The sequence below is a fragment of the Lascolabacillus massiliensis genome (genome assembly GCF_001282625.1).
Lineage (GTDB): Bacteria > Bacteroidota > Bacteroidia > Bacteroidales > Dysgonomonadaceae > Proteiniphilum > Proteiniphilum massiliensis.
On record NZ_CTEJ01000002.1, the window covers coordinates 1,527,550 to 1,548,347 of the forward strand.

At 37.7% G+C, this 20,798-nt stretch carries 16 protein-coding genes; 11 read left to right on the forward strand and 5 right to left on the reverse strand.

Annotated elements, in window-relative coordinates; genetic code table 11:
• Window positions 1–67: 67 nt before the first annotated feature.
• From BN1354_RS11185 to BN1354_RS11200, 4 genes are all read left to right on the forward strand, one after another.
• Entirely contained in the window at window positions 68–559 is a 492-nt protein-coding gene (locus tag BN1354_RS11185) for a TlpA family protein disulfide reductase (protein ID WP_045090422.1), read from the forward strand.
• Between the two features lie 330 nt (window positions 560–889).
• A complete protein-coding gene (locus tag BN1354_RS11190) occupies window positions 890–1,189 on the forward strand; it encodes a hypothetical protein (RefSeq protein ID WP_053827155.1) in 300 nt (99 codons plus the stop codon).
• Between the two features lie 55 nt (window positions 1,190–1,244).
• Window positions 1,245–2,450, forward strand: a complete 1,206-nt coding sequence (locus BN1354_RS11195) for a uracil-xanthine permease family protein (RefSeq protein ID WP_053827156.1) — start codon at window positions 1,245–1,247, stop codon at window positions 2,448–2,450.
• A 153-nt stretch (window positions 2,451–2,603) separates the two neighbouring features.
• The gene (locus tag BN1354_RS11200) at window positions 2,604–3,092 is read left to right on the forward strand and encodes a hypothetical protein (RefSeq protein ID WP_053827157.1); all 489 of its coding nucleotides are present in this window, start codon (window positions 2,604–2,606) and stop codon (window positions 3,090–3,092) included.
• Between the two features lie 18 nt (window positions 3,093–3,110).
• Here BN1354_RS11200 and BN1354_RS11205 read toward each other — a convergent pair whose 3' ends face one another.
• Window positions 3,111–3,710 carry a nitroreductase family protein gene (locus BN1354_RS11205; RefSeq protein WP_045090418.1) on the reverse strand — a complete coding sequence of 200 codons (600 nt, stop codon included), beginning with the start codon at window positions 3,708–3,710 and terminating at the stop codon, window positions 3,111–3,113.
• A 156-nt stretch (window positions 3,711–3,866) separates the two neighbouring features.
• Here BN1354_RS11205 and BN1354_RS11210 point away from each other — a divergent pair, with 156 nt between their 5' ends.
• A complete protein-coding gene (locus BN1354_RS11210) occupies window positions 3,867–4,556 on the forward strand; it encodes a M48 family metallopeptidase (RefSeq protein WP_231623111.1) in 690 nt (229 codons plus the stop codon).
• Here the strand turns inward: BN1354_RS11210 and BN1354_RS11215 are convergent.
• Both BN1354_RS11215 and BN1354_RS11220 read right to left on the reverse strand, forming a co-directional pair.
• Window positions 4,539–6,287: a DUF4832 domain-containing protein gene (locus tag BN1354_RS11215; protein ID WP_045090416.1), complete on the reverse strand. Its 1,749-nt coding sequence runs from the start codon at window positions 6,285–6,287 to the stop codon at window positions 4,539–4,541. The two genes, BN1354_RS11210 and BN1354_RS11215, sit on opposite strands and share 18 nt — an antisense overlap.
• A 7-nt stretch (window positions 6,288–6,294) precedes the next feature.
• On the reverse strand, window positions 6,295–8,220 hold the full coding sequence (locus tag BN1354_RS11220) for a DUF4832 domain-containing protein (protein ID WP_053827159.1): 1,926 nt from the start codon (window positions 8,218–8,220) through the stop codon (window positions 6,295–6,297).
• A 185-nt stretch (window positions 8,221–8,405) separates the two neighbouring features.
• Between BN1354_RS11220 and BN1354_RS11225 the strand changes: the two genes are divergently transcribed.
• From BN1354_RS11225 to BN1354_RS11235, 3 genes are all read left to right on the forward strand, one after another.
• Window positions 8,406–10,511 (forward strand): M3 family metallopeptidase, encoded by a 2,106-nt coding sequence (locus BN1354_RS11225; protein WP_045090414.1) that lies wholly within the window; start codon window positions 8,406–8,408, stop codon window positions 10,509–10,511.
• A gap of 22 nt (window positions 10,512–10,533) precedes the next feature.
• Entirely contained in the window at window positions 10,534–11,385 is an 852-nt protein-coding gene (locus BN1354_RS11230) for an endonuclease/exonuclease/phosphatase family protein (protein ID WP_045090413.1), read from the forward strand.
• 177 nt (window positions 11,386–11,562) lie between these two features.
• Window positions 11,563–14,031 carry an SGNH/GDSL hydrolase family protein gene (locus BN1354_RS11235; RefSeq protein WP_074010765.1) on the forward strand — a complete coding sequence of 823 codons (2,469 nt, stop codon included), beginning with the start codon at window positions 11,563–11,565 and terminating at the stop codon, window positions 14,029–14,031.
• Window positions 14,032–14,149: 118 nt separating this feature from the next.
• Here BN1354_RS11235 and gpmA read toward each other — a convergent pair whose 3' ends face one another.
• A complete protein-coding gene (gene gpmA, locus BN1354_RS11240) occupies window positions 14,150–14,896 on the reverse strand; it encodes a 2,3-diphosphoglycerate-dependent phosphoglycerate mutase (protein ID WP_045090412.1) in 747 nt (248 codons plus the stop codon).
• Between the two features lie 172 nt (window positions 14,897–15,068).
• Entirely contained in the window at window positions 15,069–16,454 is a 1,386-nt protein-coding gene (locus tag BN1354_RS11245) for an MATE family efflux transporter (protein WP_045091011.1), read from the reverse strand.
• 161 nt (window positions 16,455–16,615) lie between these two features.
• Between BN1354_RS11245 and BN1354_RS11250 the strand changes: the two genes are divergently transcribed.
• The 3 genes from BN1354_RS11250 to BN1354_RS11260 all read left to right on the forward strand — a co-directional run bounded on the left by BN1354_RS11250 (window position 16,616) and on the right by BN1354_RS11260 (window position 20,767).
• Complete coding sequence (locus BN1354_RS11250; RefSeq protein WP_053827160.1) at window positions 16,616–17,908, forward strand: DUF2851 family protein; 1,293 nt, start codon at window positions 16,616–16,618, stop codon at window positions 17,906–17,908.
• 152 nt (window positions 17,909–18,060) lie between these two features.
• A complete protein-coding gene (locus tag BN1354_RS11255; protein WP_197272058.1) occupies window positions 18,061–19,956 on the forward strand; it encodes an Ig-like domain-containing protein in 1,896 nt (631 codons plus the stop codon).
• A 10-nt stretch (window positions 19,957–19,966) separates the two neighbouring features.
• Window positions 19,967–20,767, forward strand: a complete 801-nt coding sequence (locus BN1354_RS11260; RefSeq protein ID WP_053827162.1) for a DUF3108 domain-containing protein — start codon at window positions 19,967–19,969, stop codon at window positions 20,765–20,767.
• Window positions 20,768–20,798 lie beyond the last annotated feature (31 nt).

Here is a 20,798-nt window from a genome sequence, read left to right on the forward strand (position 1 = left end):
TATAAATAAAAGGTTTAGCAACTGCGAGAAGCACGGCTTGCCTATTTACTAACCAAAATTATTTTATATGAGGTACGTGAACTTTTGCCTTATAGCAATATTTTCACTTGTATTATCATCGGGCTCTGTAAAGGATGCTGCTCCATCAATAGGTTATTATCCGGGAGAAGTAATACCTGATATTATTTTAACGGATGTGGAGGGTGATAGTTATAAGATAAGTGATTATAAAGGCAAAAAAGTCGTGGTTAATTTCTGGGCATCATATGACGCCCAATCCAGAGCCACAAATGTTCTTCTGTATAATTATCTTAAGATGAATGATGCAGACGCAACGTTTATATCTGTCAGTTTTGATAAGAACAAAGATGTTATAAAGAGGACTTTTGAAATGGATAACCTCGAAGGAATTTCACAGTTTTGTGAAATTGATGGGGCAGATTCAGAAATCTATAATGATTTTAAGCTGAATCGAGGCTTCCGAAATTACTTAATAGACGAAAACGGAGTTATAAAAGCGATGAATTTCACTCCGGATGAACTAAGAAGTTTGATTTAAGTATTAAAAGAAGAATTAATTAAGAACGGTCGTTGTATTTTCAGCGTCCGTTTTTTAATTTGTTTACATCCTGAATTCTTGTCTAATGCTTGTCTGCAATTTGTTATAGACATATATTATATCAAAATGATAGAAGATCTAATTTGTAATGTTTTAAATTCGATTAAAAAATTGCAAAATAAATACAATATTATTACAAATTAATTATTACATTTGTGCGATTTAATTGAAATACCGATAGTTATAATTCTTAATTCTTTGATGTATATTTTTAAAAAGAGGTGAAAAATATAGCATAACCAGGTTTCCATGAGTTAAATTACAAGTTTTATGAGTATTCAATCTGAAATTAAAATTAACCAGTTTCAACTGGCATTGTTGCTTGATGAATCTGATAAAGATTTTTTCAAATGCTCAATAGCGCACAATGTGTATTGTTTAAACTGCAGAGATGTTGCAAAAAATGGGATTGATATCACAGAACTTTATCTTACAGAGTTTAATGATATTAGGGTACATGGCAGATGTAAAATCTGTAATTGTGAAGTTCGCCGACTTTTTGAGTTCGGCGAGGAAGATAAATTTAATAATAAAGCTAAAAAATTAAGAAAATCTATTCAAGCATCCTGAAAAACTGATTTACATATATTATATTTGCACCCAAAAAAATATATTTTAACAATTAATGGAAAACAAACAACTCACTCCGTTTTATAAAACCATTGTTGGAGTGCAATTTCTTTTCGTTGCTTTCGGTGCAACAGTATTAGTTCCTCTCTTAGTCGGGCTCGATCCCTCAACAGCATTATTTACTGCAGGTGTTGGTACTCTGGTATTTCATTTAGTTACAAAGGGTATTGTTCCAATTTTCCTTGGAAGTAGTTTCGCATTTATTGCTCCAATAGTAAAAGCTACAGAGCTGTATGGTTTAGCTGGGACACTTTCTGGTATGGTAGCAGTTGGTTTTGTGTATATAGTTATGAGTGCACTTGTAAAATGGCAGGGGGTGAAGCTTATTAAAAGATTGTTTCCACCGGTGGTGATAGGTCCGGTAATTATGCTGATCGGTCTCTCTTTAGCCGGTACAGGTGTGGATATGGCAAAAGAGGACTGGTTGCTGGCAATCATTGCACTTACTACTGCAATTGTTGTGAGCTTGTTTGCTAAAGGGCTGCTAAAGCTTATCCCGATATTTGCAGGTATCATTGTTGGTTACATTGCAGCTGTGATCTTAGGAAGGGTAGATATGTCTCCTATTACTGAAGCTGCCTGGTTTGGTTTGCCTCATTTTGAGAAACCTGAATTTTCATGGGGCGCTATATTGTTCATGATACCTGTGGCAATTGCACCGGTAATTGAGCATGTTGGCGACGTATATGCAGTTAGCCAGGTGGCAGGAAAGGATTTTGTGAAGAAACCAGGTTTGCACCGCACAATGCTGGGAGATGGAATTGCTTGTATGATTGCTGGTTCAATTGGTGGACCTCCAGTTACAACATACTCCGAAGTTACAGGTGCTATGGTACTTACAAAAGTTACCGATCCTGTAGTTATTCGTATTGCAGCTATAACAGGAATTGTTTTCTCTATGATCGGAAAAATCAGTGCGATCCTTAAAACTATACCCGGATCTGTGCTGGGTGGTATTATGCTTTTATTATTTGGGACTATCGCAGCAACGGGTATCAATAATATGGTTTCTAACAAAACTGATATGGGGAATACCCGTAACCTGATAATTGTATCACTTATACTTACTACAGGAATTGGAGGTGCTGTTCTGCAGATTGGTGAAATTAGCATGACAGGCATTGGTTTGTCGGCACTCATAGGAGTATTGCTGAATCTGATCATCCCTCAAGATAAGGTGGAAGAAAGAAGCAAAGAGTAGAAATTGATAATTTTGCTGAGTTTTTTTAACTTAAATTATTGTTAGGTAAAAAATATATCATTCTTTTGGGAAATATTCCAAAGGAATGTTTATATTTGTGTGTCACTGCCCACTCTTGTTCAAGTTTTTTAATAATGTGTAAGTTGAAAAACTATGAATTCGGTTAGGGAGAATACACTGCGACTGGTAATAAAACCTGAGTCTTTTAATGAAATAATTTCAGGTAAAAAAAAGACTGAAGCAAGGGAAATTAAGGATACTACCTTCAGGAAATATCTTCAAACATGGACTGAGGGCGATAATATAGGATTGCTGTATAATAAAGCTTTAATGGAGGGTGAACCTGTCAGCGAGATTTATTTATACAATAATGGTGTGTATCCATATATCCCAATAGATTACAAATATCTGAGTATGACCACAGGACCCACTGGTAGTGGTGATATTCTTGTTGTGGAAATAGTCAATATTACTTTTGAACCTGTACTACAGAAAAACGGCTACCCTATACGTTTTAATATTGTTGAGGATGACTTCAAACCTTGCAAAAATGGTAATTATTGCTTCTGGTATATAGTTTATCATTTAGGTAAGGTAGTCGAAATAAAACATAGGAAGAGTGGAGCCGAACATATTATCTGAAATTTTTTGAGTATTATTCTATATCGATCGGATTACATCCTCAGCATCTAATCTGAATTTAGGGTTCAGGGATGGCTGATTCTCATCCTCTTTGTCTCTGTAACCTATGGCAACAGCAAACAGTGTCTTGTAGTTGTCATCTTTTAATATTGCATCATACTCTTTTGTGTTTATCCCTTCCATTGGAGTGGAGTCGATTCCTAAAGTCGCTGTGGCACTCAAAAAGAATCCTAAAGATAGGTAAACCTGAGAGGTGAGCCATGTCATAATCTGCTCGTCACCCCTGGGTTTTAATACTCTATTGTAATATGTTGTAGTATATTCAGGTAAAAGTTTTAATTTGTTATTCTCGAAAGCCTCCGCATCTTTGACTACACTGAAAATAACAATGTGACTGGCGTCAAGTACCTTTTCTCTGTTTCCTAAAGAGAATTCAGCTAACCTGCTTTTTATTTCTTCGTCGGCAACAAAGGTGAATTTCCAGGGCTGACTGTTTATTGATGATGGACTTAACCTTAGAATCTCTTTCAGTTTTTCAATTGTATGTTCATCTATCTTTTTGCTGCTATCATACTTCTTAGTAGTGTATCTTTTTTGGGCTATATCTAAAAAACTCATATTTTATTCTATATTTATAAATTTAATTTATGATATTGGTATTGCAAATAGTGTGCCAATGTACTAAAAAAATTTCTTTATAAAATCGATAAAATTAGAATATGATATTCTGTATCTTTGAAGCTTTGAAAATCATTGTTTAGTTATTAAATGAAAATGAACGTTGCTTCTCTGAGTTATTCCCTGGTGAAATCTTCTCGTAAATCGATTAGTATAATTGTGCATCCCGATGGTAGAGTGGTGGTTAAGGCGCCTAAGCGGGCCACTAATGGACAGATACATGAGGTGCTTAAAAATAGAATGGGGTGGATTGAAAAACACAGGAAGAGATTTGAGGAGCAGAGACTTAAGAATCCTGAAAGAAAGTTTTTGAGCGGTGAGAGACATCTTTTTCTGGGGGAGGAGTTTATCCTTCGGATTAGAAAAGCTGATGTTAACAGGGTGATGTTAAATTGTGAGTATATTGATGTTGAGTGTGTCGATGAATCAATAGTTGAGGGATTGATGCGCCAGTGGCATCTCTCTATGGCAAAGGAAAGGCTTCCTCAGATTGTCACACCTGTTATAGAAAGTTTCAGGAGTATATATAAAGTTGCACCTGCCAGAATAACTGTGAAACATATGAGGTCGAGGTGGGGGAGTTGTTCTTCCAGAAAGGCTGTTTCACTAAATAGTAAGCTGATCATGACTCCCGAAAGATGTATTGAGTATGTAATGGTGCATGAGTTGTGTCACCTGATTCATTTTAATCACTCAGAAAACTTCTATTCTCTCCTTGCAGAGATTTTACCCGACTGGAAGGAGAGAAAGAAAGAACTTCGGTCATTTTCACTTTACGGCTACTGATCCTATCAGGTTTGCTCCCAGCTCTGTATTCCAGATTTCGCCGTTGTTGGCAAAGCGAATAGAACGTTTGTTAGTGCTTTTCTCTTTCGGATCGTTGATCTTAAGGTAAATGTCATATTCACCTGACTCTACAATGCCAAATTTACTCATGTTGATCTTGAAATTCAGATCGTGCCATGCCGATTTATTAGTGGGTCTGTTATCCAGGCTTGGAGTCCAGTCTCTGGCATCAATATCTGTAATGACTGAATATGTAGTTGATCCATTCTTGTTTTTCAGGATTACAGATACTTGCTTCTTATTGACTATTAATCCGAACCCTACGTTTTGTAGTTTTCCTCTGAATTTTAATGTTCCATTGGGTCTTACCTGCTTACTTGCGTTTGCATCACGAAGTACCAGACGATATCCCAAGCGATCACGCATAAACTCCATCCCATTTCTGCCATCATATACCGGATCAAATATCGCAGTGCGAGTTACTCCATCATGTTGAGGGGTAAATGGTACAGTTACATTCTCTTCATTGTAAATAAAATCGCTCCATAGACTGTATGCAGCTGAACTGTAGCTGGTATTGAGATGTGTTGTCTGTGCATATGATGCTTCATAGGGTACATTTGGGAATCTGGGGTAGAGCTGATATGGATTATCAGGCTCATTACCTGATCTTACGGTCTCTCCTCCATAGAAATTACTTTGATTTCTTGCCCAGGTTAAAGCACCATTTCTGTCATACTCACCTCCTATTAAATTAATACCTTCAGAAAGAGAGCCACCATCTGTAAAGTTGTCGCTGCCTCTTGAATAGCTGTCGTTGAACATTCCAAAACGTTGTGCGCGCGATCCACGTTCTGGAGCAGGTGGCAGATTTTTGAAGTTGTACTCTGTACCATATTCCATATTCTGCCATGCCATTACACCACCGGCATGAACAAGAATAGAGCGTGATTCAGGTACATAATCCAGAAGGGCATTAAGTAACCAATGGTAGCCTTCTGCAGTTCTGGCATATGATGAGGAGTGCATTTCCCCCCATGGGCCAAAGAAGCCGCCTTTTACTGTCATTATCACATCTTCATACTCTCTGAAGACATTGCCTATCTGCCAGAGATGATACTGTACCCAGTTCTTGTTCTCGTGACCGGGTATGCCGCAAAGGTCTGAATTTTCAGGAGTACCTCCATTTATACCACCTAACTCATACCAGGCGCGTCCTTGAGGCGCACCTGGTTCGCAGTCGTGTATAAACTCATCGTAACCGTCTCTGTTGTGATAAGTATAGCCTCTTCCATCGTAACTAAACTTTACGATTGCAACAGCTTCACTGTCCCTTATCTGCTGAAGTGCAGTCCTAATGTAATCAAGTGCCGCAGGGGTCAATGGTTGTGTTGTTCCATAATTGGGCTGTTTACTGCTCCACCTGCCTGCAGGCAATCCATCAAGTGGTGCATTTGAAGAGAAGTTTCTCAAATCAAATTCCATGTAAACAATGCGGGAGTCAACTTTTACATCAGTACCTGCAATAGTTGCCTTGAGATCAGGAATTGTTGGCTCTGATCCAGAATCAACAGGTACAACATATGATTGAGGTCTGTAAAATCCTCTGTCGGGGTTTGGGATATCAACAGGGTTCTCGGTGTAGTCGAGGTTTTGCTTTTGGAGTTGTGACTGACAACTTATTAATGTTGTTGCAAGTATTATCGAAATTAAAATAAATATTCTTTTCATCTATCTGTTATTTTATCGTTGTTGATCCTATGTAATTAGCTCCCAGCTCAGCATTCCACATATTGCCTTTGTTGGCAAATCGAATACTGCGTTTATTGATACTTTGTTCCAAAGGATCGTTTATTTTAAGATATATATCATATTCACCAGCAGGTACTGTTCCCAGCTCACTGAGGTTTACAGATACATTCATAGTATGCCATGCTTTTGTGTTTTCAGCACGACTGTTTCCATTCTCATCTGTCAGCCACTCTCTGGCATCAAGATCTGTTAGTACACTGAATAAATCTGTACTATTTTTGGATTTGAGGATCAGTGAAACATTTTTTCTGTTGATGATATTTCCAAAACCTACATTTTGGATCTTGCCTGTGAAGTTAAGTCTGCCCGTCGGTTTGCAAGTTTCGCTGATTTTTGATTCGCGAAGAATAAGTCGATAACCCAACCTGTCGCGGAAATATTCCAATCCGGTTTTGCCATCATATACAGGGTCGAATATAGCAGTTTTAATTTCTCCGGTGTAGTTGCCGCTCTCAAGTTCCTCTTCGGAGGCAGGAAACTGTATCGGTTTTGTTACATTCTCCTCATTATAGATGAAGTTGTTCCACCTTGAATAATTGCCATGACGCATATTCAAGGCAGTTGTGCGCAGTTGCTGTGCTTCAATTATTGCACCAGGCATGTTACCAAATATATTGTCACCTATACCACCTTCACCCTGCAGAATTTGGTTCTGTTTGTGGAACCATTTAACTACTTTATAACGATCATACACACTGTTGCCATATACTTCAGCGATCATTGAGCTTCCTTCAGAAAGAGAACCATTGTCACTCCAATTACCGGCTGCATAGCTATCATTGAAGAAGCCGAAGCGACTTTCAGGTGAACCTGCAGGTGGAGCGGGCATTTCATCTATGTTGGTAAATGTGTAGTTTGTACAGTATGTTGCGTTATACCAAGCAAGATAACCTCCCGCATGGGTAATAAGTGGTCTTGATGATGGTACAGCCTCCAGGTAGGCGTCCAGAAGCTTTTTGTATGCGTCGGCATTCTGTGCTTCAGGTGATGAATGTTGTTCACCCCAAGGTCCCAGCATTCCTGTTTTAACGCTCATGATGATATCTTCAAATTCCTGGAAGATTGGTGTTAGTTGCCAGATATGGTACTCAATCCAGGTTTTATCTTCATGTCCCTCTAAATTACACATTGCAGAAGGGTTGTTTTCGGTAATATACGTAGGCTCAGGTCCATGTATCAACCCCTCTTTAAGATCAAGGTGTGGGTATTTATGCGGTTCTATGTAATTGAAGCCATTACCGTCGTATGAAAATTTTACAAAAGCAACACCTTCACCATCTCTCACCCTTAACAGCAATCCTCTGATATATTCAATAGCATAAGGAGTAAGGGGTCCTGTTACACCTGTTCTTGCTTTCCCAGTGTGAGGATCAGTAAATAGTCCATCTTCATTATAAGCGAAAGCATCACTCGCCGACAAAAATGCATTTGAGGAGAAGTTGCAGAGGTCGAACGACATAAAAGATATACTTGGAAAAGCTGAGACTCCGGTCCCTCCAATATATGGTTTATCTTTCTGGTTAACACCGTTATAGAATTCTGTCTCCACAATATCGTCACCTTCAACGGTAGGTACTTGTCTACCATGATACAGGGGAGTTGTTTCGTCAACTGGTACTCGGTGATCTACTTCAGGAGTTATTCCATAGGGTGAATTAATCTCGTTTACTAACTCAGGAGGGATATTTTGCCAGCGGCCGCGATATGCTCCTCTATCAGGATTTGGGATATCAATTGGATCTTCTGTATAGTCAAGATCCTGTAGTTTTAGCGGACTATCACATCCGGCAATAAGAAGTAATGCGATAAATAGGATTTTACCATGCAAAATGTGAGAAGTGAACTTTTTCATATTTTAAATTAAATTTTTCAGCAATTTACACAAAAATAGATATACCTTCTTGATATACAAAGAAAATCACAGACTGTGTAAAAAGGCAACCAGGTATTAGATGAAAATAAGAGTAAAATGAAAAAAAATAATTTAACTTTGTAAAATAACACTTATTTGTTTTCTCACTTTTATTGCATATTTATATGAAGAAATCGATAGTAACATTTTTTTTAATAATGATGATGACAATTGCTTTTGCTGAAGAGAATCCTTTTTTTAAGCCTTTCGACAGGCCATATGGAACAGCTCCATTCAATGATATCAAAATGGAGCATTTTGAACCTGCCTTTGAAAAGGGTATGGAAGAGCATAAGGTGGAAATTGACAAAATAGCTTCTAATAGTGATGCACCTACATTTGCAAATACTATCGCAGCTATGGAGTATTCCGGCAAAACTCTAAATAGAGTAAGCTCAGTCTTTTTTAACCTTCTTAGTGCTGAGAGTAATGATGAGATGATGGAAATTTCACAGCGCCTGAGTCCTAAGTTGTCTGCTCATTCAAATTATATCAATCTGAATGAGGATCTTTTTAAGCGTGTAAAATCGATATATGATGAACGTAATTCACTGGGGCTTACTCCGGAACAGATAAGACTGGTTGAGAAATATTACGAAGGTTTTGAAAATAGTGGTGCAACTTTATCTCCAGAAGATAAGGAGAAATATAGAGCACTTACAATGGAGCTGAGTAAAGCTACACTGGAGTTTGGACAAAATGTTCTTCGTGAAACTAATGCTTTTGAGATGCTGTTGACGGATGAGTCTGACTTGGCTGGATTGCCTAAGAGTGTTATTGATGCTGCTGCCGCAAAAGCTAAGTCAAAGGGTAAAGAAGGCTGGTTATTTGATCTATCTGCTCCAAGTTTAAGTGCTTTCATGAAGTATTCCTCCAGACGTGACCTGAGAGAGAAGCTGTATATGGCAAATAGCACAAAAAACATAAAAGGGGGTGAATTTGACAATAGTGAGAATATTAAGAAAATAGTAAACCTGCGACTTGAAATTGCTAAGCTCCTTGGTTATGACAGTTTTTCCGACTATGTACTGAAAAACAGGATGGCTAAGAATGCTGATGGGGTATTCGGGTTGCTGGATCGTCTGGCTGAGGCTTTTGGGCCTGTTGCTCGTAAAGAGGTGAATGATGTAAAGCAATTCGCTTCTCAGATGGAGGGTAAAGAGATAGAGATTATGCCGTGGGACTGGAGCTACTATTCTGAGAAACTTAAAGATAGCCGCTTCGGTGTTAATGATGAGATGACTCGCCCTTACTTTGAACTGGAGAATGTGAAGAAGGGTGTTTTTGGACTTGCAACTCAGCTTTATGGTCTTCAGTTTGTGGAAAATCCTGAGATTGAGGTCTATCACCCAGAGGTTGAGGCTTTTGATGTGCTTGATGAAAAGGGAGAGTTCCTTTCAGTACTTTATACTGATTTCCACCCTCGTGAGGGTAAACGCTCCGGTGCATGGATGTCTTCGTTTAAAGGTCAATACATAAAAAATGGAGAAGATAGCAGACCACATATTACAATTGTAATGAATTTCACTAGACCCACCGAAACTGAGCCTGCTCTGCTAACATTTAGTGAGGTAAATACATTTCTGCATGAGTTTGGTCATGCTCTGCATGGAATGCTGACAAAGACTACATATGAATCGCTCTCAGGTACCAGTGTTTATCGTGATTTTGTTGAGCTGCCATCGCATTTTATGGAGAACTGGCTGAAAGAGAAGGATTACCTGGATAAGTTTGCGTTCCACTATCAAACAGGTGAAAAGATGCCGGAAGATCTTCTGCAAAGTATAGTGGATGCTGCGAATTATAATGTAGGTTATGCTACATTGCGCCAGTTGTCATTCGGATATCTTGATATGGCGTGGCATTCACTTAAAGAACCTTTTGAAATGGATAATTCAAAATCCATTATAGATTTTGAAACTAAAGCAATGGAACGTGTTCAATTGTTGCCGATTATCGAAGAAACTTGTATGTCAACCTCTTTCAACCATATCTTCTCTGGAGGGTATGCTGCCGGATATTATAGCTATAAATGGGCGGAAGTAATGGATGCCGACGCCTTCTCATTATTTAAAGAGAATGGAATATTTGATAAAGCAACTGCTGATTCATTCCGTAAGAATATTCTGGAGCGTGGAAATACTGAAGAACCTGAAGTGCTTTATAAACGATTCAGAGGTCGTGAAGCTTCAATTGATGCATTGCTTAAGAGAAGCGGGGTAAATAAATAATGAACATCATAAAATAAACCAAATGAGAACAAAAGTTTTATGGACAGTGTTTTTATTACTATCAGTTATAACTTTGTCTGCTCAAAAGAATAGTATGACAAATTTAATTGTCGCTACCTTTAATATTCGTATGGATACTCCGAACGACAATCTGGATTCATGGAAACATAGAAAAGACATGGTAAACGGATTGATTCGCTTTCATGACTTCGATGTTTTTGGAATTCAAGAAGGCTTTCATCATCAGATAATGGATATTCTGGAACCGGGAGGATATGATTATGTTGGAGTTGGTCGCGATGACGGAAAGGATGCCGGTGAACACTCTGCAATTATTTATAAGAAAGAGAGACTGCTTGTTCTTGATGAAGGTAATTTCTGGCTTTCTGAGACTCCGGATGTACCTGGTAAAGGATGGGATGCAACATGTTGTAACAGAATCTGCTCATGGGCAAAATTCAAGGATATTGAAACAGGTAAAGAGTTTTTCTTTTTTAATGTCCACTATGATCATGAGGGAAAGGAAGCTAGAAGGCAGTCATCCTATTTGATGTTGAGTAAGATAAAAGAAATTGCCAATGGTTATCCTGTTATATCAACCGGTGATTTTAATGCTGTGCCGGATTCAGAGCCGATACAAATTATTTTGAAAGATGGCTTTCTTAATGATTCATATGAAGTTACTCTGCAGCCACCATACGGGACTAAAGGGACTTTCAACTCTTTCAGACTAAATTCTCCTATGGATAACAGAATTGATTATATCTGGGTAAGCAAAGATATTATGGTTAATAAATATGGTGTTCTTAATGATGTGCACTATGGTCATTTCCCATCTGATCATTTCCCTGTTGTGGTAAACTTGAGTTTCTGAAACAGATACTCTGTGCTTTATTATTTTAGAAAAGTATAAAGTCAGATTACAGTTTTTAGTATCTGATAAAATCTGCTTATAGAAGAGATGTTTCTGCTTTAAGTGGTAATAAAATATTAATTTTGGGGAGCGTTTTACTAAAAAAGCTCCCCATTTTTTATTAAAGAAGTTGGTATTATGAAGAATAGCATTATTGTTTTCTTGTTACTCAGTTTATCTGTATTATGTGCTCAAGGTCAAATTAAGTGGTATAATCCAATGGAGGCTGAATATCCAGTTATTCAGAACAGAGGTTGGAGTGATGAAATAAAGAACAGTTATCAGAGACTTCCTGATCGTGCTGAGGATTTTGTCAGGAAGAGTGTATGGGATTTGTCAGAAAACTCAGCAGGACTTGCAATACACTTTATAACAAATGCTGATAAAATTGAGGTGAGATACGGTGTGTCTGGTGCTTTTGCAATGAACCACATGCCTGCAACCGGTAAGTCAGGTGTAGATTTGTATGCAATAGATTCTGAAGGAAATAGTAGATTCATTACAGATAGATACAGTTTTGGCGATACCATTAAATTCTCATATAACGACATATTAGAAGAAGAGAAGTTTAAACATGGATATGAGTACAGGCTCTTTCTGCCGCTATACAATAGTATAGAGTGGCTGGAGATTGGAGTACCTGAGTCTGCAGAGTTTGCTTTTATACCTCAGTTGAATGAAAAGCCTATTGTTGTCTATGGTACTTCAATTGCACAGGGTGGGTGTGCTTCTCGTCCTGCTATTGGTTGGACAAACATTCTTTCACGTAAACTAGACTTTCCGGTTGTTAATCTCGCTTTCTCAGGAAACGGACCTCTAGAAAAAGAGATGGTGGATCTGATTAGTGAGCTTGATGCTTCGTTGATTATATATGACTGTCTGCCCAATATGACTAATCTGACGGCAGAAGAGGTTAAAAAAAGGACTACTTATGGAATTCTGGCAATTAGAGAAAAGAGTGATGTGCCTATATTGATCACTGAACATATAGGATACCTGAATGATCGTATGATTAAAGGTCGTAAGGAGGTTGTTGATATGTTTAACAGAGCATCTAGAGAGGTTTTTGATTCTTTAAGACATTCAGGTATATCAAACATCTATTATCTGCATAAGGATAGTATAAATATTCCTGAAGACGGAACTGTAGATTATATACATCCAAATGATCTGGGGATGCAGTGTTATGCTGATGCTTATGAAAAGATTGTTCGTAAGATTCTAAACATGCCTAAAGGTGATATAAAAACAACACAGGCTGTAAGCCAGAGGAGGGAGCCATACATCTATGAGTGGAAAGAGAGACATAGACAAAAACTGGATAAAATTAAAAATAGTCCTCCCAAAAAAGTGATTATTGGCAATTCAATCATACATTATTGGAGCGATGAAAAAGGGAGAGAAAGTGGACCGGAGAGCTGGAAAGAATATATGGAGCCGGAGGGTTTCTTCAATCTTGGTTGTGGATGGGATAGGATAGAAAATGTATTATGGAGGGTTTATCACGGTGAGTTGGATGGTTTTAATGCTGAAGAGGTTGTGCTAATGATAGGTATTAATAATATCGGCTTGAATAGTGATGAAGAGATTGTTGAGGGATTGGAATTTCTTCTTCGACAAATAGATTTAAGGCAAAATGATGCTGTAATTAAAGTTGCGGGACTACTGCCAATGAGATCTCAGGAAGAAAGGATAAAGAGATTGAATGAGAAGGTTTCAGTAATGGCAAAAATAAACGGGTGGCACTTTATTAATCCGGGGGTTAATCTTCTTAGAAATGATAAAATTGATGAGTCTCTATTCAGAGATGGCTTGCATCCAAATGAAAAAGGCTATAAACTTATTGCTCCTTTAATCACGTCTGATGTGGGAAAATCAGTTATATCCGGTTTTAAGGCTCCAGAAAATAAGCACGAAAAATCAACAAGGCTCATGTCATACAACATTAGAAATGCAAGAGGTCTTGATGATATTACAGATTATGATAGAATTGCAAATGTGATCAAGAGTGTGAGACCCGATATTATTGGTATTCAGGAACTCGATAGCGTAACTGGTAGGAGCGAGGGTGTTGATGTGTTAAATGTGCTTTCAAGGAAGACCTTAATGTATGCTACTTATGCCACTTCTATTGATTATGATGGGGGAAAATATGGTATTGGTGTATTATCAAAAGAGAAACCTATTAGTGTCATAAAAGTTCCTCTGCCATGTAAAAGTGAACCAAGGATGATGCTGATTGTCGAAATGGATGATTATTATTTCGGGAATACCCATTTCTCTTTACATAGCGAAGATAGATTAAAGTCAGTCGAAATTATAAAGAAAGAGGTTGAAAAACTTAACCCTGATAAACCTTTTTTTCTTGTAGGTGATATAAATGCAACTCCCGAAATGGGTGAGGTGAAGGAATTGCTAAAGCTATTTACCACTCTTATTTCTCCTGCTGATTATACATTCCCGGCAGGAAGTCCTCACAGTACAATTGATTATATATTTGGTTACAATGCAAATGATGACTGGAGAGTGATGGAAACTAATGGAGTTATTGCTGAAAAGGTGGCATCCGATCATCGGCCAATATTTGCGGATGTATTGATTAAATAAAAAAAATCGCCGGATTTAACTATATCCGGCGATCTATATAATTTTCAATTTATAAAGAAGGCATTTTTGCTGTAATTATTTTTATCTATACCTTCTAATATAAATGAATTACTATTAATTACTTTGCTTTTCCCTGATTAGCTACTGCTTCCATCAGTTTTTTGATCTCTTCCGGATCACCAAGGAAATAGTCCTTCAGAAGGTTCATGTCATCATCAAATTCAAATACATAAGGAACAGCTGTTGGCAGGTTCAGACTTACAATATCTTCATCTGATATATTTTTAAGATGCTTGATGATACCGCGTAAACTGTTTCCATGAGCTGCAACGATAACTTCATTGTATTTCTTCATATCTGGCACGATAGTTTCGTTCCAGTATGGTAAGATACGCTCAACTGTATCTTTAAGTGCTTCTGTCAGTGGAAGATCTTTTTCATCAACATCTTTGTAACGAGGATCCTGGAATGGTGAACGTTCATCATCTTTTGCAAGTGCTGTTGGTGGAACATCATAGCTCCTGCGCCAGATAAGTACTTGATCATCACCATATTTCTCAGCAGTTTCAGCTTTGTTAAGGCCTTGCAGCATACCATAATGCTTCTCATTTAAACGCCATGTTTTCTCAACAGGTATCCAGTCAAGATCCATCTCATCAAGAACAACGTTTAATGTTTTTACAGCTCTCTTCAAGTAAGAAGTGTAAGCTTTTTCAAACTGAAAGCCTTCTTTCTTAAGGTATTTACCTGCTTTGTGTGCCTCCTCAATTCCCTTTTCGGTGAGATCAACATCTGTCCAGCCGGTAAAGCGGTTTTCCTTATTCCACTTGCTTTCGCCATGACGGATTAATACAACTCGTTTCATACTTTAATTTTAATATGTTAGTAAATTATCTATAATCTGATATAATGAAGTTAGTATACAAAACTACACAAATTCACTCAATTTTTTGCATCATGTTTGTAAATATACCTAAAAACATTGTTCCGGCATAATTGATATTACTCTGTATATTACACCTTTTTGTATAAGAAACCTAATTGGATGTTTTTATACTTTCAGATTGAAGTGGCTCATTTTCCATTCTCTTTAATAACCTTATCTGACCTAACAATAGAGTTAATGAGAGCATTGCGGCTAATGTGTCTGAAATAGGCAGAGCAATCCATAATCCATCAAGTTCCCATAATCGAGGTAAAAGTATGATACCAGGAACAAGAAATATCAACTGTCGGCTAAGACTCTGGATTATCGATTTAAAAGCATATCCAAGACTTTGGAAAAAGCTCGATGCCACAATCTGCATTCCAACAAGAGGAAGAGCTGCTATTGCAATTCTTACACCTCTCTCTGTCAGATCCAGAAGTTCGGTGTCAGTAGTGAATGCCATTGCTATCTGTCTTGGGAACAGCTGCCCTATAATGAATCCTACAGTAGTTATTATTGTTGCAATCTTCATTGTATAATACAGAGTATGTCTTACTCGTTTATAATTCCCTGCGCCATAATTAAATCCAAAAATAGGCTGGGTCCCTTGATTAAGCCCAAGTATCGTAATCAGGAAAAGTCCCAATATGGTATTAATAATTCCAAATGCACCTACTGCCAAGTCCCCGCCATATCGTATCAGTGAGGTGTTCATCAATATATTAACTCCTGAAGCTGCAACCTGCATACTAAATGGAGAAAGACCTATTGATATGATGGATAAAATAATAGCTTTGTTAAGTCTCACATTTCTCCATCTTAATCTTATAACACTGCTCCTTCTTGTAAAGTGATGCATAACAAAAAGAAGACCTATAAACATAGATATAACAGTAGCCCATGCTACACCTCTAATTCCCATATTAAACCCGAAAAGGAATATTGGGGAAAGAATTGTATTAATAACTGCTCCTATAAGCATTGTATACATTGCTTTTTGGGGATAGCCAGAAGCCCGCATCATCGCGTTGAAGTTATAAGTAAGGCTCACAAGCACATTCCCCAGCAACACTATCTGGAGATAGTCCCTTGCATAAGGCAGCGTGAGCTCACTTGCTCCAAAAGAGATAAGTATAGGATCGAGATAATATACGAACAGGGTTATAAAAACGGCATTTAATATTAAAGTCAGTAAAAGAGAATTCCCTAAAATCTTTTCTGCAGTTTGCTTATCATTTCTACCAAGTGATATCGAAATTCTGGCTGCTGCACCTGCTCCAACCAGCATACCAAGTGAAGATGTCAGGTTAATAACCGGCATTGTAATTGCAAGTCCGGAGATAGCCAATGCTCCTACACCCTGGCCAATATAGATACGGTCAACCACGTTATATAACATGGTAACCAAAGTACCCACTATACCCGGTAGTGCATAATCCCAGACAAGTTTACTTATCTTTTTTGTCCGAAAATCAATTTCTCTCTGTGATTGCAAAATAACTATTAAGAATAACCTAATTAAGGAATTATAAAAAATACCAGCCTGCAAATTTACTGAAATTTCTTCAGATTATGAATCTATTTCATCTACTTTAGTTTACCTGATTTTGACTTTTAGATAATTAATTTTATTTTTGATTTTTAAACTGAATCATTTTGGCGAACACGGAACATCTACTGCATTATATTTGGAAAAACAGGTTATACAACCCTGAATCTTTGAAAACCGCAAAAGGAAATTTAATTGAGGTAATTGATCCCGGATTACATAATGAAGATGCCGGTCCTGATTTTTTTAATGCAAAAATCAAAATAAATAACACCATATGGGCCGGAAATGTTGAGATACACCTTACTTCAAATGATTGGTACAAGCACGGGCATCACCGGGATGAAGCATATAATTCAGTTATATTGCATATATCTGAAGTTGTTAATGGTGTGATAGTTAATGAGATGGGGCAAGAGCTGCCTCAATGCGAAATAAAAATACCTGATACAGTTCGCAAAAGTTCCGATTATTTACTGTTCAGCAGATGCAAAATTCCCTGTTGGGATTTTCTTGCATCGCTGTCTCCCCTGAAATTAAATGCATGGCTTACCTATCTGGCTGTAGAGCGACTTGAACGGAAGACAAGTGATGTAAATCGTCTTCTTAATCGCTTTAATAATTCGTGGGATGATGTTTTTTATATTATGCTGTCAAGAAATTTTGGCTTTGGAATAAACTCAGATGAGTTTGAACGCCTTGCGCTTTCACTCCCGTTAAATATTATACAAAAGCATGGTGATAGCTTATTTCAGATTGAAGCTCTTATGTTTGGACAGGCAGGCATGCTTGAAAATTGTAACAATAATGATGATTTTGATGATTATTATCTGGAACTAAAGAGAGAGTATGATTTCCTTAAGAGGAAATATAAACTTATATGTCCCGACAATACACATATGAGAAAACTAAGGGTTCGTCCCGGATCCTTCCCTGAAATTCGTATTGCACAGTTGGCAGCACTTCTTCAGAAGTCGGGGCGACTTTTCAGTACTTTTCTACAAAAAGAGAACTATGATCAGATGATAGCACATTTCGTAACAGAGACATCGGAGTATTGGCAAACTCATTATTCATTCAATAAAGTATCAGGCAGAAGCAGTAAAATATTGGGTAAATCATCTCTTGATATCTTGATAATCAATACTGTTGTACCGATACTTTTTACATATGGCAGAAAAACTTTACAGGAGAGGTATTGTAATCTGGCAGAAGATCTTCTTGAATCAATAGGTGCCGAAAATAATTCTATCATCAGAGAATTCAGTCGTGCAGGTATTGTTCCTAAGAATGCCATGGATTCACAAGCATTGATTCAATTGAAGAAAGAGTATTGCGATAAGCGCAAATGCCTCTATTGCAGAATAGGGCACAAGCTGCTATCAAGCAATCAGCGGTAGGCTATTTGTAAAGTAAAAATATCATAGATGAATTACTTAATGAAAATATTGTACATTTGTGACATAAAATGTATTAGTTCCTTTGTAGAAATATGCTGAATAAGATTTTTTCTATTATAACTTTCCTGTTTTTCTCGTTGTTAATTGTCGCAATGTTTCACTCTTGCGCAAACATAGCTGCCCCTACCGGTGGTCCTTACGACGTAGATCCGCCCGTTGTAATCAACGCCTCACCCGATTTCAATTCATTAAATGCAACTCCAAGAAGAGTGGAGATCGAGTTTAATGAAAATATTAAGATCGAGAGTCCAGCCGAAAAGGTAATCATCACTCCTCCTCAGATTGCTATGCCTGTCATACGCTCAATAGGTAAAAAAGCAATTGTTGAGTTCAACGATGAGCTACTGCCAAATACTACATATACAATTGATTTCACAGATGCAGTGGTTGATAACAATGAGGGGAATCCTTTGGAAAATTTCGTCTATTCCTTTTCAACTGGCGATCAGCTCGATACTCTATCCATTTCGGGCAGAGTGCTGAATGCAGAAGATCTTGAGCCACAGCCTGGTGTTTATGTTGGTATTCATTCAAACTTCGATGATACAATGTTCACTAAGGTCCCATTTGAACGTATATCAAGAACCAATTCACGTGGTGATTTCACAGTTAGAGGTATGGCTCCCGGGAAATATAGGGTTTTTGCTTTAACAGATATGAACAGGGATTATAAATATGATAATCCTCAAGAGGCTATAGCTTTCCTCGATTCAATTGTATCGCCTTCAACAACGATGGCTGTACGTCAAGATACCATTTTTCTTGATAGCTTAACAATAGATACTATAAAAACGGTTAATTACACTCGCTATCTTCCAGATGATCTTGTACTTAGATCATTCCTTTCTGACTTCCAGAGAAGGTATCTGCAGAAAAGTGAGCGACCGGTTGAGAACAGACTCAATATTATGTTTTCAGCTCCAACTGAGGTGCCGACTTTTTCGTTGATTGAACCTGCTCCTGCTGATGATAACTGGTATGTAGAAGAAAGAAGCATAAATAATGATACTATCTCTATTTGGATTACCGATTCTCTAATATATAAACAGGACACAATACGCCTTGAGATTAACTATCTGAAGACAGACTCTCTGAATAAAGATGTAATGACTACTGATACTGTCAACTTCAATTTCAGGAGGCAGGCTGCCAGGAGGGGGGCAGACAGGTCACAAAGTGCTCCGGCTGATACATCTCATAATGTGCAGGATGCACCAGTTCAGTTCCTTAGAATAAACAGCAACATTCAATCAAGTTTTGAATTATATAATCCGATCAGGTTAGAATTTGATCAGCCCGTATTAGAGTTTGATTCCTCATATGTTGAACTTTCAATTCAGGTCGACTCTTTATATGAGTCTGTGCCTTTCAGGTTGCTGGCTGATTCACTTAATCCAAGGAAATACACACTTCGCCCAACCTGGGAACCGGGTGGCAGATATTTAGTCAAGATCGACTCTGCAACAGTATTTAGCCATTACGGTTTATGGAATGATAGGTTTGAACAATCGTTTACAGTGAAACCACTCGACCAGTATGGTAACCTTGAGATCAAAATAAGTGGCTTGCCCGAAGGAAAGAGAGCCTTTGTTGAACTGTTGAATAACTCAGATAAACCTTTCAGAAAAAGTGAAGTCAAATCCAATGTTGCAAGATTTCAGGACTTGACACCGGGGGATATATACGCTCGTCTTGTAATCGATGAAAATGGTGATGGTAAATGGACCACAGGAAATTACGAAGAGGGAAGGCAGCCGGAAGAGGTGTTTTATTACAACGGCAAGTTCGTTATCAGGGCTTATTCAGATCATCTTGAAGAGTGGGATATAAATTCCACTACACTCATAAAACAAAAACCACTTGAGATTACTACAAATAAACCGGAAGAGAAGCGTAGAAGAGATCCTAACCAAGATAGGAACAATCAGCAGCAACAGCAGCAAAACAGGCAAAGTTCTCCTTTCTCAGGTATGGGTAGAGGATTTTAATAAATTCATTATGATTAAAAGAATTGTATCACTATTTATATTTGTACTTCTGCTCAATGGTTTACAACCTGCAGAAGCTCAGTGCAAATTAACAAATACTGCTTTTGCAAGCGGCGAAAATATTCAATACGATCTATATTTCAATTTTGGAATAATCAGGGCACGTGCCGGGACTGGATCTTTAACAGTTACCGATGCCAACTATCGCGGGATTAACGCACTTAAAACTGTAATGATGCTTAACACATCAGGGTTGGCCGGGAATATTTATACTGTTAATGATACGCTTACATCTTATGTTGATAGTAACTTAAGACCACTGCTTTTTACAAAAGAGGCTTTCGAGGGTAGTGACTATTCGATTGAAAGACAGTCGTACACATATAATGGTGACGATATCACTATTCGTTCTCTAAGAAACTTCAACGGTGAGGATGTTTTTGATGAAGTGATAACCACAAAAGAGTGTGCTTATGATTATCTTTCTGTCCTATCACTGATTCGTAATCTCGACTTCTCAGGTCAGAAGCCGGGTGACAGGAGATATATCCAGTTTATGGCAGGAAGGAAAGCTGTTAATATGTATGTTAATTATATGGGGATTTCCAAAGTCAGAGCTAATAATGGAAAAACATATGAGGTGATTGATATTACCATGACCATACTTGATGATGCATTCACAAATCAGAAAGATGCCTTGAAAGCGTCGCTTACAAACGATGTAAACCGTATCCCAATTATAATTGATACCAGTCTTAATATTGGTTCAGTGCGTGCTGTAATGAAAAGCGTTAAGGGTGCCAGACATTAACAGAGTTAAACTATTTCAGACTGATTAAAGA

Coding starts and splice junctions, on each gene's coding strand:
- BN1354_RS11185 (WP_045090422.1), top strand. CDS start 68: ATGAGGTACGTGAACTTTTGCCTTATAGCAATATTTTCACTTGTATTA.
- BN1354_RS11190 (WP_053827155.1), top strand. CDS start 890: ATGAGTATTCAATCTGAAATTAAAATTAACCAGTTTCAACTGGCATTG.
- BN1354_RS11195 (WP_053827156.1), top strand. CDS start 1,245: ATGGAAAACAAACAACTCACTCCGTTTTATAAAACCATTGTTGGAGTG.
- BN1354_RS11200 (WP_053827157.1), top strand. CDS start 2,604: ATGAATTCGGTTAGGGAGAATACACTGCGACTGGTAATAAAACCTGAG.
- BN1354_RS11205 (WP_045090418.1), bottom strand. CDS start 3,710: ATGAGTTTTTTAGATATAGCCCAAAAAAGATACACTACTAAGAAGTAT.
- BN1354_RS11210 (WP_231623111.1), top strand. CDS start 3,867: ATGAACGTTGCTTCTCTGAGTTATTCCCTGGTGAAATCTTCTCGTAAA.
- BN1354_RS11215 (WP_045090416.1), bottom strand. CDS start 6,287: ATGAAAAGAATATTTATTTTAATTTCGATAATACTTGCAACAACATTA.
- BN1354_RS11220 (WP_053827159.1), bottom strand. CDS start 8,220: ATGAAAAAGTTCACTTCTCACATTTTGCATGGTAAAATCCTATTTATC.
- BN1354_RS11225 (WP_045090414.1), top strand. CDS start 8,406: ATGAAGAAATCGATAGTAACATTTTTTTTAATAATGATGATGACAATT.
- BN1354_RS11230 (WP_045090413.1), top strand. CDS start 10,534: ATGAGAACAAAAGTTTTATGGACAGTGTTTTTATTACTATCAGTTATA.
- BN1354_RS11235 (WP_074010765.1), top strand. CDS start 11,563: ATGAAGAATAGCATTATTGTTTTCTTGTTACTCAGTTTATCTGTATTA.
- gpmA (WP_045090412.1), bottom strand. CDS start 14,896: ATGAAACGAGTTGTATTAATCCGTCATGGCGAAAGCAAGTGGAATAAG.
- BN1354_RS11255 (WP_197272058.1), top strand. CDS start 18,061: ATGTTTCACTCTTGCGCAAACATAGCTGCCCCTACCGGTGGTCCTTAC.
- BN1354_RS11260 (WP_053827162.1), top strand. CDS start 19,967: ATGATTAAAAGAATTGTATCACTATTTATATTTGTACTTCTGCTCAAT.